Below are 15,219 nucleotides of genomic sequence, written 5' to 3'. Positions count from 1 at the left end.
ATCTTATCTCTAATATGACTTTCACCTTACCTTTGTGACAGTATTTACTAATTATTATTCATACCATGAAAAAACAATTCATTTACTCCGTATTAGCCTTATTCGGCTTCTTACTTATTCCGGCAAACATATTTGGTTCCGAATGGTTTGTAAAAAGTGATGCAAACGGGAACGGTACATCCTGGGAAAATGCCACCTCCATTCAAAACGCTTGCAAAAGTGCAGCAGACGGGGACATTATTTATATAGCATCAGGTAATTATGTACTGCCGCAAGGAATAAATATCACCAAAGCTATCTCCTTAATCGGTGGATTTGCCGGTAATGAAAACTCTCTAAAGAATCCTGATGCTCAAAAAAACAAAGCGGTTTTTACCGGTAAAGACAACAGGGCATTTTTTATCAACAACAAGTCAGAATCAAACAAGGCAATCCTCATAGAAGGGCTTTGGTTCGAGGGCTTCTCCCCCAAAGAAAAGAATCATGGAGGCGCCCTGTATATCACCTACTCCACAGGTAATGTTAATCTGAAGAATCTAAATTTCAAAAAATGTATTGTTGTCTCAAGTAATAGTGATGATCCGAAACGCGGTTCAAACGGTGGCGCCATTTACTTTAACAACTTCATCGAACCCATTTCATTCAATATTGATAATTGTACATTCGACTCTTGTTCAGCCAAAGAGGGAGGAGCCATATACATAAATAACAGCAATGCTGATGCCGGAAAAAATATCAATATCAAAAAAAGTACATTCACCAACAACTATGCAGCTGTAAACGGCGGAGGTATTTGTGCACGCATTGGTAATACAATCCGTATCGAGGATTGTCTCTTCCATGCAAATGCCGCATCAGACACAGACTTGATTGGCAATGGAGGAGCCATACAACTTCACCAACAGAATAAGGTCGAACTAATTTCATGTACTTTCTGCAAAAATACTGCTACCAACAAAGGTTCTGCCATTTTCGGTAATGGAAACAAGGAAAAGCCCAACCTCATCAATATCAAGAATACTGTCATCGCAGACAACTATGCTTCTCGCCAAAACAACGGACGTTTTGCTCTTGATGCAGACAACATAGGAGAACACTGTATTTTCACATTGACAGACTGTATCGTTGCAAATAACAAGAATGCTAAAAACAATATAGCTGACATGAATCTATATAACTCATCCAGCAACAACACCATCAAAAACTCTATTGTCAATGGAAGCTATCACTCCAAAACGACAGCAGATACGACCAATGGTAAAGGACGCTACAAAGAATATCTAACCAACGAACAATTGGAAACACTTCTCCAAAGCCGGGGAGTTAAAGATATTAGTATATACAAGAAAAAATAGTTTATCACATTTTAGTCAATATGGGTAGATTTACTACCCATATTTTTTATGTCTTCAGAAACCAATGCTAATTACTAAAGTGACGTACCCGTTCGCAGGCTGCCAATAGAAACGCACCTACTCCAAAATTCGAAGTGGAGTTTGCGTCTACCACCTGACCGGGTATCGCTTTCTCACCAATCGGTTGCACATATCCAATCTTGCCATCAGGCTGCAAAGCAACTGTTGAGAGATATTTCCATGCTTTTTCAACCACCGGCTGATATTCTGCAGCATCCAGGAAACCGTTATTGATTCCCCATTGTAAACCATAGGTAAAGAAAGCCGTTCCACTGGTTTCCGGTCCCGGTGCATGCAGTGGGTCGAACATACTGCGTGTCCAGTAGCCTTCCGGCTGTTGACAAGCAGCAACCGACTTAGCCAGGGTACGGAAACGGTCTATATATTCCGGACGATACTTATCTGTTTCAGGAAGTTCTTTCAAGACTTTTGCCAATCCGGCCAATACCCAGCCGTCTCCACGTGCCCAAAAATCCTTTTTGCCGTTCACACTTTTATGTTTAGGATACACGTATTTTCCATCCCGGTAATAAAGTCCGACCTCTTCATCATACATAATACTATCAGCATAGGAGAGGTATTCATGTAGTTTCTCCAAATAGAGCGGATTCTTAGTTATATTATACATCTTTGTCATGACCGGCATGACCATGTACAAGCCATCCGCCCACCACCAATAATCATGATTGGGGGTACTCATCTGATATTCCATCACTTCGCGGGCACGGGCTATTTTCTGTGTATCCGGTTCCAGATTATAGAGATCGGCATACGTCTGGAAACAAATCTGATAGTCACCGAAAAGCACATAATCATCACTTTCACCGTAACTGTACTTCCAGTTTTCCTTATGATCTGATTTTGCCCCTTTCCATTCATTATGTTCCGCCCAGGCTTTCGAGTATTCCAAATAGTCCGGCTGCTTAGTCAAAAAATAAGCTTCCATATTTCCGGTGTGATAAGCGGCATTATCCCAAAAAGAACGTCCGTGTTCCGGATGATTCGTCTGCCAATAATGATTCACTTTATGAATGGTGTTTATCACTTCTTCAGCAGAAGCATCCTTCTTATCCGTACAACTTGCACAGATTGCACCGCCTAGAAAGAGTGCAGAAAAAAGAGTTGCATATCGTTTCTTCATACCTTTATTTATTTGTATCCATATTCGTTTCCAATACATATATCATTTGAGGCTCAATTTCCGCTGTGCGTTCACCATCTCCCTGACGGGTGTGTTGTACAAAGAGATGCAGTTTCCGCTGCTTTTTCCAAAGTTCCGTATCATGAGAGGGTTCCCAAGCATCCACGGAAAAATCCGTCAGATCCGTTATCGTCCACTTACTCGTACCCACATCATTCGCATATGCCATCGACACACGACTTCCCCGTTCTTCGTCACGGAAAATATAAAAGACTTCTCCACCTTCTACCACAATACGCGGACGGGCAATAGGGATCATTTTCGTACCTCCACCCTTCAAGGTAAAAGGTGTCTGGCGATCGGTTATCTGCCGTTGATGCCACATCTTCCCGTCATTCCAGACGATGCGGTATTGAGGAACATCACTATCGGGTTCCCGCCAATAAGTAGCTATATACGGATTTCCTCCCGCATCGGCACTCATACTCGTCTGATTTATCAACTCACAGTTTTGAGGTAAACGACAGGCATACTCCGCATTGGACAATTTGATCGGGAGTTCATATCGTTCTCCACTCGTCTTATACCAGGTTACCCCATTATCGAAAGAACGGGCATAACAAATATCATGGTTTGTTTCCACATGCCAGGTCTCGCGCCATACCCATGAAAGATGAATCGTCCCTTTCTCATCAACATATAACTGCCAATAGGCATTCCGTTTATTTTCCCCATCGATCAGTATATCCTGCACACGAGTCCATTTATGTTCTTTCAGCGAATAACGGTTCATTACCAGATTTCCACGCCCCGAAGAACCGGAGCGGTAAACAAACAATAAATCTCCTCCGGATAAAGGATAGAACTCCGGATAGGTGACATTTCTTTCGTCAACTCCGGTCATGGGTATTTTATCCCCCAGTTCCAGAGAACCGGGAGCAATACTCCGGCAATAATTCAATGGATGTCCGTGATGGTCAAAAGATATATGTATGTATCCTTCCCCATCTATCATCATGCTAATTATATTATGAGCATCCTTCACATTTCCCTGATATTGGGTGCGATGTAATGTCCATTGTTCCGAATCCAGTTTCCGCTTTCCAAGTACCAGATAGCCATCGTTATCGTAATAACTGATATATTGTTCATCACCGTGTGTAACCAGCGAGTTATTCCGAAAGACCGTCGTATTGACCGAAGTACAGCTATACCCCTTTCCTACTTCAACCAAATGCTGGGAACAGGCAATAACAGGAACGAGCATTATTCCACAAAGTAGCAACAGTATCCGTTTCATATTTATTTTTTATTTGTCAAAGATAGAAAGGTTCCATTTTTCATACCAAGGGATCGTTATTTTCCCATCTTTTACCAACACAGGCAACCATACATAACGGGAATCTTCCAAATCCTTCTTCTTCCAACGGTCGAACATGGCAATATATGCATCCTTCTTTCCGACAACGGGCTGGACATAAGTACTCTGGGCATAAAACGTTTTATCTGCATCCGGTCCCGTACAAGGGTTTCCGATTGTCTTCCATGTTCCCATAATAGAATCGGCTACTGCGATCTCGGCTATATTAGGATCCCAGCCAGTACAACCAGAGCTTAACATATAATATTTACCATTATATTTAAATACTGCCGGAGCCTCTCTCGATTCTTTTACGAAATTGCGTGTAAAACGTCCGCTCGGTTTCAGATAATCATCAGTCAGAAGGCTGATATACATCGTTTCATTATTTTCTGAAGAATAAAACTGATAAGCACGTCCATCATCATCCACAAAAACAGTCTGATCGCGGCTCATCGCATTGTTCGGACGAAAACTTCCCTGATAAACGAACGGACCGACAGGAGAATCGGAAACTGCCACTCCGGCACAAGCCTTACTGTAATCAGCACTTTCCACATGGGCCCACATTACAAATTTGCCCGTTTTCTTATTATAAACTACTTTCGGACGTTCCAATACTTTGGAGGGATGCAGGTCATGATCCGGATCGTCTTTAACAGCCGGAAGCACAATACCCTCAAATTTCCAGTTCAGCAAATCTTTAGAAGAGTAACAACCTACTCCGGTCACATCCGTACGATAGCACTCCCACGTAGCCCAGTCAGGCAAAATGGTTTTCCCTTTCTTGTATTCGCCATACCAATAGTAAGTACCGTTATGATATAGAAGTCCACCACCATGGGCATTGATCGGATTCCCGTCCGTATCTTTCCAAACTTCACCAGGGATAAATGCAGCGTTTTTCTGGGCTTGTACCGGCATCGGCAACAAGCCAAGACAAACTACAATAAATAATAATAGTCTAGTCATATATAAATCTTTATTAGTTAGTCCATCTTAATGAACAGCATGATCTTTCGGGAAATCTTTCCCCTCCCAGGCTTTCTTACTTGTCCAATCCTCGGCAGGTGAAGTCCAGAATGGATGTTCTGCCGGAAGTCCCAATGGGAGAAATGCGAGTGAAGCCATATATAAGCTACCATTATTCGTATACCAGTCTGATATATTCGGCTGCTTACCATTGAATCCTAAAGTCAGGAATCCTTTTTCATTGAAATTATGATTATCACTAAACATTCGTTTGATAACTGCCGTCATAGCTGCACGTACTTGTCCATTTGGTAATTCTTTAGGGAGCCACTCTCTCCATGCCAGCAATGCCAAAGGTTGTAAAGTTCCTGTACGGTACGTGATAGAACGCCCGAATACCGGGAGCGTACCTTCCGGAGAAATAAACCGTTCCAGAATTATTCCAAAGCGTTGCATCCGTTTGACTGCACGATTATAATCGCAATCCGGCATATTCCAGACTTTGTTCTTACCGGCATTTGTCATGATTTCCAACGGTTCTATATACATAGGGTGCAAAACGAAACTATTATAATAGTCAAAAGCAAAATCCGGACCGTCCGAATACCAGCCATCTCCCACATACCATTCTTCCACTTTACGTAGAGCCGAAGCAATGCGATAAGTATCACTCGGTGCACCAGCCTTACGCAGGAAAGATTCCACTGTGGCAGAGAATAACAACCAGTTAGTATAAGGAGGGTCTACCCGGCGAAGTTGGGTAAATTCGGTAATATAACGTTGTTTTGTCACACTGTCCAGCGGAACCCACAAGGCATCGTATCCTCTTATGAAACTTTCTGCAATATAGGCTGCATCCACCAACGTCTGTCCCTCTTTTCTCCACAACAAATAATCGGGACTTTCCGGATCTACAGCCTGCGCATAACTCTTTAACGCCCATTCGCGCAACTGTTTACGCTGAACACCTTCTGCCGTATCATCATCCGGCAATGAAATCCAGGGAGCCAGTCCTGCCATCAAACGCCCGAAGCACTCCATATAAGTGACATTCTTATTTCGTCCATCCCATGTCGGACTCAACTCTACCAACATGTTCTGTTGCAACTTGCCCTCACTCATATTACTAAGCACGGGTTCAGCCATTCGATATAATACTCCCGCCCACAGTTCACGGTCGTTCGGTTCTTTTACTTGTTTTTTCTTTTTCGCAGACAGGTCCTGTGCAGGGATCAACAACATTGCTATCAGCAACAGTAGTAAGTAATGTCTATTCAAATTCATGATATTATTTTAGGTTTTTCGTCTACAAAGGTACTCCATACTTAGATAAATAGAGTCCAAATTTACGTCAAAAAGGGATACAAAAAGACCATTATTCGTATGAAAAGCTTTTATAAGGCCATCTTTTCGCAAATGAGTCTCATTGCCATTATATATAATACGACATTACTCCACTTTCCACCTATCCATTATTCCATATTTCAATGACCAACTATACTGTTTGCATGATATTGATATTGGTTGTTTTTGGGAAGATATATTAATCCCTAAGGCCGCTACATAACTTTCACAATGCACTATGCATCAGCATCAGGGATTATTTTCCACTCCTTAATGCCGCGTGTCTCGGAAGAGAAGTCAACACCTATCTTATATAATTTGCGGGAATCTTTGGCAAAAGGCAAAGCATAGTCCTTCTCCTCTATCTGACGCAAAGCATCGTCGGCAGTACCATCAAGTTTCAATTCCATCACGTAAATATAGTCTTTGGTTTTCAACACAATGTCTATACGCCCATTACTAGTGGTACGTTCTACGTCGGTATAAAAGCCCAACATTTTGAACACCAGATACATTGCATTTTGAAAATAAAGTTCCATCTTCCCCGTTATCTTGTAGTCAGTATCAGCAAACATGGATTGCATTCGCTGCATAAAACTTTCGGGATCTCCACGTTCAATGTCCATGATAAAGTTAGTAATGAAAAATCCGGTTTTTTCCTCTTCTACCGGTGTATAAAAAGGTATCAAATATTTAATGAAACCATTCTCCACTTCCTTATTCGGAAAACCCAACTGATAGTTGCCGAAACGTTCGTCATATCCCTTTATCGTGAGATATCCGCTCTGATAAATGACAGGAATAGGATTGCGTGACATGGAGTCAATGCTATTCAAAAAGTCACCGGGAACTTGCTCTTCGGTTAGTTTATCTAATTGGTAATTCGAATTCTTCATCAGATAAACAAGGAATGAAGGTGTACCTGTTTCAAACCAATAATCGGCAAACTTCATTTTTGCTAAAGTATTGAGGATACTGAAAGGATTATAGAGTCCTTCGGTTTTGTAGTCAAAATGATAACCATCGTACTGTTCCTTCAGTTTAGTGTAACATTCCTCCTTTGTCAACCCATTTCTTTCACCTAACAGTACCACATCATTATCAAAATATTCGTGAAGTTCTCCGTCTGTGATACCGCAAATATTGATGTAACGGCCGTCCATAGAGATATCATTCAGGTTATTCAAATCACTGAACACGCTCACCTTGCCGAATTTCGTCACACCTGTCAGGAAAGCAAGTTTGATATAGCGGTCCTGCGTTTTGAGTACAGAGTAGAAAGCTTTCAGCGTGCTGCGATATTCAGCCTGCAACACCTCGTTGCCAATAGCTTGCAGCATAGGCTTGTCATATTCATCCACAAGAATAACTACGCGATGACCGGTCTTTTCGTAAGCACGTTCTACAATTCCTTTAAAGCGCAGGGCGAAGGTTACTTCTGTAGGAAAGGTGCCATATATCTCTTCCCATTTTTTGAGACTGTCATCAAGAACATGATTCAAGCTATCCATCGCGTCATATTTGGCGGTGTTCAAGTCAAGATGAAGAATAGGATGTTCCTCCCATTTATGTTCCAGCTTCTCGATGGCAAGCCCTCTGAAAAGTTCCTTTTTCCCACTCAGATAAGCTTCCAGCGTAGAAAGAAGCAAGCTCTTCCCAAAACGTCGGGGACGGCTAAGAAAATAATAACGTCCGGTAGTAGCCATTTGATAGACTAACGCCGTCTTGTCCACATACACATAACCGTCATTTATCAGACTCTCAAAGTTCTGTATTCCTATGGGGTAAATCATAATGGGATGATATTTAAGTATTCACTACGCAAAGATAAACGATTTCCTCGCGTAGACAAAGTGAAGGGTGTTAAAAGATTAGGAATGATATCGCAAGAATGATTATATCATAATTATTCCCCCTATCCTCTTTATTTCCGAAAGAAACAATTACCTTTGTAATATTGAAATAGCCATGACTACCAATAGCTTGAGAAACATACGGATTCTGCTCTGCTTATTTTTCTGTTTCAGGATGACACCGTTCATATATGCCGGTGGATTCCTGTTCACCACCATCAATGCGTCGCAAGGATTGAGTGATAACCAAATACGTTATATCCTCCAGTTGCCCGACGGAAGAATGGTATTCACCACCAGCGGTAATGTAAATTTATACGACGGTGTACATTTTAGCTATCTTCACCGCACCACGGAATACGTATATCCATTAAACCAATATAACGGGCATTACCGCATTTACCAGAGTGAGGATTCTCTTTTATGGATTAAAGATACTCACAAACTGATGTGCATTGACCTGTACAGAGAGGAATACATTCCTGATTTAGACGCTTACTTTAAGAACAGAAAGATACAAGCCCCCGTAGAAGACCTTTTTGTAGACGATTCTGGCCACATCTGGCTACTCATAGCTAACGAATTACTGGAATTAAACAACAAGACCCGTATAACCTTGCCCGGCAAGTATTCCGGAAAATTGCAGGACCTAAATGCCGACAGTACCTCCCTATATTTATTCTATGACACAGGCGAAGTGTCCTGTTACCACATAGCCGACCAAAAAACTGTATACAATATAGCCGCTTATCCTGCATCCGAACAGGCTGAATATCAAAATACTTCTCTCGTCGTCAAAAGCGCAGACGGCTTCTATCAACTACGCAACGGGCGTAAAGGCGGTTTATTCTATTTCAATAGCCACAAGCGCACATGGAAAAAACTCTTCGAACAGAACTATACTCTCAATACCCTTATCATTACCCCTAATGGTGAGAAAGCCTATATTAGTTGCGTTCACGGGTTTTGGATTATTGACCTCCACACAGGAACACAAAAATACATCCCCCTATTGGAAACCGGAAACAGACAGATTGTCTCTACCGAAATCAGCACTGTCTTTCAAGACCGGCAAGGAGGGTTATGGCTCGGAACTTTCAATCGGGGATTATTATATCATCACCCGTCCATGCATAAACTGACTCATATAGGTCGCAATGCATTTCCCGTCTCCCCGGAAGAAGAAATCAATATTGAATCTTTCGCCGAAGATAAAGATGGAAATATCTATCTGAAAGCTCATTCCCGAATTTATCGCCTGACAGTCAATGAGCAGAAATCCCATGTATTGAAATCGGCAGCTATCCCTACAATTTCTCCTGAAATCCTGAACCGGTTGAACACCCCAAGGAACTGTTATTTCAGAAACAAAGTATATCATACATTATATACCGACACACGCGGATGGACATGGGCAGGAACTCCTGACGGACTGGAACTTTTCACCAGCGAAAACGACTCTATCCCACGTACCTTCTACCGCGAAAACGGATTGAGCAATAACTTTATCCAGGGTATCATTGAGGATAAATATCGAGACATCTGGGTAACGACCAGTAATGGTGTCACACGCATCCACATAAATCCGGAGAATAAGAACATCAGTTTCACCCGGTTCAATCAGTTGGACGGTGCTTTGGACGGCGAATACATAAAAGATGCCGTATTCAGTTCTTCCGACGGCACTCTCTATTTGGGTGGTATTGATGGCTTTAACATATTCCATCCCGACAAGGACTCCATTCATCCAATGCTTCCTGATCCGCCGGTTTTCACAGCCTTACGCTTGTATGGAGAAAAAGTGAATACTGGAAAAGAATATGGCAACCGCATCATCCTGTCCAAGGCTGCTCCTTATACAACCGAAATCGAACTGGACTATAACCAAAACTTCCTGACTTTCGAATCTTCGGCATTGAATTATATCAATCATGAACGCACATACTACCGTTATCAACTGGAAGGTATCGACCCGCAATGGATGAGTACATTTGCAGGAAGACAGGGAAATGCGACTGTGGGGAAAGGTCTTCTTCAAGCTGTTTACACCAATTTACCACCGGGAGATTATACATTCAAAGTCATGGCTTCGGACAATCCTCTTCAGTGGAACGGCAAAGTGACAGCAATAAAATTAACCATCCATGCACCGTGGTGGAAAACAACCACGGCTTATATCCTGTATGCAGTCATTTTATTACTGATTGTTTTCACCGGTATCCGATTGTATATCTATTGGAGCAGAAAGGAAATGGAACGCAAGCATAAAGAAGAGATTCTATTACTCCGTATACGCAACCTGATCGAACAAAATAATTCTCTAACCTGTAGCATAGAAGAAACGTCTCCCGACCATCAGCAACAGGACACGGAAGAATCTGCATTTCTGGCACAAGCCATCAAACTGGTGGAACAGAATCTGCACGTCAATGGCTATTCGGTGGAGCAACTAAGCCGCGACCTCTGTATGGAGCGAACGGGATTATACCGCAAACTGGTGACTATGCTCGATCAGTCTCCCAGCCTCTTTATCCGCAACATTCGTCTGCAACGGGCAGCACAACTAATAACAGAGGGCAAGCTAAGTATTACAGAAATTGCGGAACACACAGGTTTTAGCAGTTCCAGTTATTTAAGCAAATGCTTTCAGGAAATGTACGGATGCCGCCCGTCAGAATATGCCGAAAAAGTGAAGAAATCAACGTGATTACTGTTTGTTTCAACCTGATTGTTGTCCGTTTTACTTGCCTCTGCCCTACTTTTGCTGCATCATAAAGCACTAAAAACCATGAAAATGAATCTTATTAGAAAAGCCGGTTTCTTGCTGGTATGTGCAACAATGGTTGCAGCAGGCAATGGTACAGCACAAAATGTACAACGTACCTCACAAGGCATCAAGTGTGCCACACAGGGGATGGATGTCAACATTGAGTTTTATTCACCCTCCATTGTCAGGGTTTATAAGACGCCCAGTCAGAAATCTTGCAATAAAGAAAGTCTGGTCATTGTCAAAACGCCTGAGACAACTCCTGTTTCTTTCGGTGAAAAGGGGAAAAATGTGACATTAAGCAGTCGTCTTATCCAAGTGGAAGTGAACCCGAAGACTGGGGGTATCCATTTTTTCGATTCGTCCGGCCAATGTCTGTTGACGGACAAAGATTACGGAACGCAATTCACTCCTTTCAATGATGCAGGTGTTCCGTCTTTCAATGTCCGCCAGGCTTTTTTGCTGGATAAAGACGAAGTAATCTACGGATTGGGACAGCAGCAGACGGGTAAAGTGAACCAACGTAACCAGAAACTACTCCTCCGCAATCAGAATATGAGTATCTGTATTCCGTTTATTCATTCCGTCAAAGGATATGCCCTTTATTGGGATAATTATTCTCCCACTACTTTCCTCGACAATCCGCAAGAGATGTCATTCGACTCGGAAGTAGGCGATTGCGCTGATTATTATTTCATTTATGGCGGTAATGCGGACGGTGTAATAGCCGGAGTGCGCGAACTGACCGGTCAGGCTCCGCTCTATCCGCTCTGGACACTGGGATTCTGGCAATGCCGCGAACGCTATAAAAGTCCGGACGAACTCTGCGAAGTAGTAGACAAGTACCGTGAACTGAAAGTACCTCTGGACGGTATCATCCAAGATTGGCAATATTGGGGATGCAACGAAAACTGGAACTCGATGAAATTCCAAAACCCACGCTATATCAACAAAATGGGTGATCCGGAATACATGAAATTCCTCCCGAACGGAGAAGACAGAAATGCTAATTATGGAACGCCACGCATCAAAAGTCCGAAAGAAATGATCGACTATGTACATAAACAGAATGCACATATCATGATTTCAGTATGGGCCTCGTTCGGTCCGTGGACAGAGATGTACCAGAAAATGGATAGCCTGAAAGCATTGCTTCACTTCGAGACATGGCCTCCCAAAGCCGGAGTAAAACCGTACGATCCGTTCAATCCGACAGCACGCGATATGTATTGGACAGAAATGAAAAAGAACATCTTCAATCTCGGAATGGATGGCTGGTGGCTCGACTCTACCGAGCCGGATCATCTGGAAATCAAGGATAAAGATTTCGACACCCCCACTTATCTGGGTTCATTCCGCAGAGTGCACAACGCTTTTCCTTTGATGTCCAACAAGGGTGTATACGAACATCAACGTGCCACCACTTCCGACAAGCGGGTATTCCTGCTCACACGTTCGTCTTTCCTAGGACAGCAACGTTATGCGTCACATTCATGGAGCGGCGATGTAGTCTCTACCTGGGAAGTGATGAAGAAACAACTGGCGGCAGGACTAAATTACTCACTATGCGGCATACCATACTGGAATACCGACCTGGGCGGCTTCTTCGCATGGAAATATAACAATAATGTACACAATATCGCTTATCATGAATTGCACGTGCGCTGGTATCAGTGGGGAGCATTCCAGCCGATCATGCGTTCACACAATTCCAGTCCGGTAGCTGTGGAAATATACCAGTTCGGCAAGAAAGGAGACTGGGCTTATGACGCGCTCGAAAAATATACTCACCTGCGCTATCGCCTTTTGCCCTATCTCTACAGCACTTCATGGGAAGTTACCAACAAAGCGGGCAGCATCATCCGACCACTCATGATGGATTTTCCTAAAGATAAGAAAGTACTTGAGATGGATACAGAGTATATGTTTGGCCGTAATTTCCTTGTCCGCCCCGTAACTGATTCGCTTTATACATGGCAGGACAACAAACAGAACGGCTATCAGAAGAATATGAATAAGATAGGAAAGACAGATGTTTATCTACCCGCAGGTGCCCAATGGGTTGATTTCTGGACCGGAAAAAGCCTGAAAGGCGGACAAACCATCCAGCGTGAAGTGCCTATCGACATCATGCCTGTCTATGTCCGTGCAGGTTCTATCCTACCTTGGGGACCGGCTGTACAATATTCCACCGAAAAGAAATGGGATAATCTGACACTTCGCATTTATCCGGGCGCCGACGCTGAATTTACTCTTTACGAAGATGAGTTCGACAACTACAATTACGAAAAGGGAGCATACACTACCATTGCCATGAAGTGGAATGATAAAGACCGCACCCTGACGATTAACGACCGCCAAGGTAATTACAAAGGAATGCTGAAAAATCGTAAATTCAATATTATCATTGTAGAACCGGGAAAAGGTTGTGGTGACGGTGATGCTACGACGTTCGATCAATCAGTTTCTTATAAGGGAAAGAGAGTTGGCTTAAAATTATAAAGTTTCAACTTTATTCCCACCATCTCACACTGGGGAAATAAACAGTAACCAATCGGTAGATTTCCCCCTAACACCTATTTTTTAATTTCACAAATACAGCCTTCACCTTTCACAATGCCCTATTCATCGGCATTTGCGGGTGAAGGTTACTCTTTCATCCGCCTTTCACCCTCCGTTTTCTTAACCCTGCATAATTCTTCTCCACCTGTTACTTCTAAAGACATATCTAACCTGTTTCCTACTCATTACTAACTAACTTCTTTTTCATTAACAACAAACTTTCTTTTGATTACTGGTAAACTTCTTATTACCAGTATGTAAACTTGCTTTTCATTAAATGCAATCTATAATTGCAAGTTGCGTTTATAAAAACAAAAGCTTTGATTATACAAATGAAAGTTTCATTTATATAATCAAAGCTTGCATTTATAGTTTTCTTATAAGGCAAAGAAAGTTTGGTTCCTATACAAAGGAAGTTTATCCTTTATAGAAAAGAAGTTTTCCTATAATAGTCCGAAAGCTATCTGCTAACACTTCTTCTGCCAACTATAGATGAAGGATTTAGCAAACTGGACAATCTGTGAAAGTCAGGGTAGAAAGGTGAAAGGAAAGTGAAAGCCTGCCCTTCACCCGCTAATACCGATGAATAGGGCATTGTGAAAGGTGAAGGGTATTTTCTTGAATATGATTATTTTAGTATACCAGCGTAAGGTAATGTCTGCAACCACAATTCCATAAAACGGTCGTATACACAATATCCCTCTTCCGCCTTAAATACATATTCTTTATTAATCAGGAATTTAAGGGCTGCATTAATACTACTCGAACCTTTCAATCCATATTTCTTAATAAATATAGAACTATTAATAGCCGTTACGAATTGCTCCCGGGCGATAGCGCGCAACAAAGTTGACTGATTTTCGGTCAACATACCATATAAACGCTGGTATTCATCCACCTCGGAACGAACTATATCTGCCAAACATTTCTCAAATATGGTTTCATTCAAGACGGGCTCCTTTTGTTCATAAAGTCGGTTCAGCACATACTGTACATACCATGTATGCCCATTAAAACGTCGATAAATCATCTGAAAGAGTTCATCACTCAATTCCTTTCCTCCGGCCTGCATCCAACGTATGGCAAAAAGAGAATAATGCTCTAAAGGGATGGATGCCAGATTCATCTTTTCCGTACTCCGGTAAAAAGGACGTTTCGCTGAACCAAACATTTCTGCCATCAGATGTTGTTTACTTCCTGAAAAAATAAAATGTACATGAGGTAAAAATTGAATGTAAGAACGCAACAAGCCTTCTACTCCTTTTTCCGGATATTCAGTGATCTGCTGAAATTCATCAATAGCGATATAACATTCTTTTCCCGAATGTTCCAGGTAATCAAAAATCTCTTTTAATGTTGCCTGTGCCTGGGAAGGTTGAAAATCAAGAGTTGCTTGTGGCACTCCCGTTAAGACATCGGGGGAAAACACTAAACGACAACTTCTAAAAAAGCCACTGATTGTCGCCAGCGTCTTCTGCGATAAATTATCTAATTTACCAATCACAGTCTGCCCGAACTGAATGATAAAATCATCCAGACATGTCGTAGAAAAAATATCCATGTAAAAACAAGCTGCCTCCGGATACTCCCGTCGTATCTGATGAAAGACGTTCTGTATTAATCCGGTCTTACCCATACGGCGAGGACTCATTAAGGTCACATTTCTTCCATTCCGTAAAGCGGAAATCAAATGTTCCGTTTCTTCTATCCGATCACAGAAATACTTAGGACCAGCATAGGCATAAATCAAAAAAGGATTATTTACGTCATTCATATTCAAGCAATTATTTATAGCGTAATTATTG

9 protein-coding genes are annotated in these 15,219 nt (G+C 42.1%); 3 read left to right on the top strand and 6 right to left on the bottom strand.

The features are described from left to right. The first annotated feature begins 65 nt into the window (after nucleotides 1–65). Nucleotides 66–1,355, top strand: coding sequence for a hypothetical protein (locus tag AB3G73_RS19905; protein ID WP_234132539.1), 1,290 nt, complete (start codon nucleotides 66–68; stop codon nucleotides 1,353–1,355). Nucleotides 1,356–1,422: 67 nt separating this feature from the next. Here the strand turns inward: AB3G73_RS19905 and AB3G73_RS19900 are convergent, their stop codons facing one another. The 5 genes from AB3G73_RS19900 to AB3G73_RS19880 form a co-directional block, all read right to left on the bottom strand. Then, nucleotides 1,423–2,556 (bottom strand): glycoside hydrolase family 88 protein, encoded by a 1,134-nt coding sequence (locus tag AB3G73_RS19900; RefSeq protein WP_367745489.1) that lies wholly within the window; start codon nucleotides 2,554–2,556, stop codon nucleotides 1,423–1,425. Nucleotides 2,557–2,560: 4 nt separating this feature from the next. Further along, nucleotides 2,561–3,856, bottom strand: a complete 1,296-nt coding sequence (locus AB3G73_RS19895) for a BNR repeat-containing protein (protein ID WP_367745488.1) — start codon at nucleotides 3,854–3,856, stop codon at nucleotides 2,561–2,563. A 9-nt stretch (nucleotides 3,857–3,865) separates the two neighbouring features. Further along, a complete protein-coding gene (locus tag AB3G73_RS19890) occupies nucleotides 3,866–4,888 on the bottom strand; it encodes a glycoside hydrolase family 43 protein (protein WP_367745487.1) in 1,023 nt (340 codons plus the stop codon). A gap of 27 nt (nucleotides 4,889–4,915) precedes the next feature. Beyond that, complete coding sequence (locus tag AB3G73_RS19885) at nucleotides 4,916–6,172, bottom strand: DUF2264 domain-containing protein (RefSeq protein WP_217721876.1); 1,257 nt, start codon at nucleotides 6,170–6,172, stop codon at nucleotides 4,916–4,918. A 296-nt stretch (nucleotides 6,173–6,468) separates the two neighbouring features. Then, on the bottom strand, nucleotides 6,469–8,025 hold the full coding sequence (locus tag AB3G73_RS19880) for an ATP-binding protein (protein WP_148363992.1): 1,557 nt from the start codon (nucleotides 8,023–8,025) through the stop codon (nucleotides 6,469–6,471). 175 nt (nucleotides 8,026–8,200) lie between these two features. On the opposite strand from AB3G73_RS19880, the gene AB3G73_RS19875 reads away from it, so the two are divergent. Together AB3G73_RS19875 and AB3G73_RS19870 are read left to right on the top strand one after the other, a co-directional pair. Then, nucleotides 8,201–10,792 carry a helix-turn-helix domain-containing protein gene (locus tag AB3G73_RS19875; RefSeq protein WP_367745486.1) on the top strand — a complete coding sequence of 864 codons (2,592 nt, stop codon included), beginning with the start codon at nucleotides 8,201–8,203 and terminating at the stop codon, nucleotides 10,790–10,792. Nucleotides 10,793–10,879: 87 nt separating this feature from the next. Then, complete coding sequence (locus AB3G73_RS19870) at nucleotides 10,880–13,354, top strand: glycoside hydrolase family 31 protein (RefSeq protein WP_367745485.1); 2,475 nt, start codon at nucleotides 10,880–10,882, stop codon at nucleotides 13,352–13,354. A gap of 688 nt (nucleotides 13,355–14,042) precedes the next feature. On the opposite strand, the gene AB3G73_RS19865 is transcribed toward AB3G73_RS19870, so the two are convergent. Then, the gene (locus tag AB3G73_RS19865) at nucleotides 14,043–15,188 is read right to left on the bottom strand and encodes an ATP-binding protein (protein WP_074556753.1); all 1,146 of its coding nucleotides are present in this window, start codon (nucleotides 15,186–15,188) and stop codon (nucleotides 14,043–14,045) included. Nucleotides 15,189–15,219 lie beyond the last annotated feature (31 nt).

The sequence above is a fragment of the Bacteroides sp. L008 genome, assembly GCF_040812255.1.
Lineage (GTDB): Bacteria > Bacteroidota > Bacteroidia > Bacteroidales > Bacteroidaceae > Bacteroides > Bacteroides vicugnae.
This window is presented reverse-complemented; position numbering and strand designations above follow the sequence as displayed.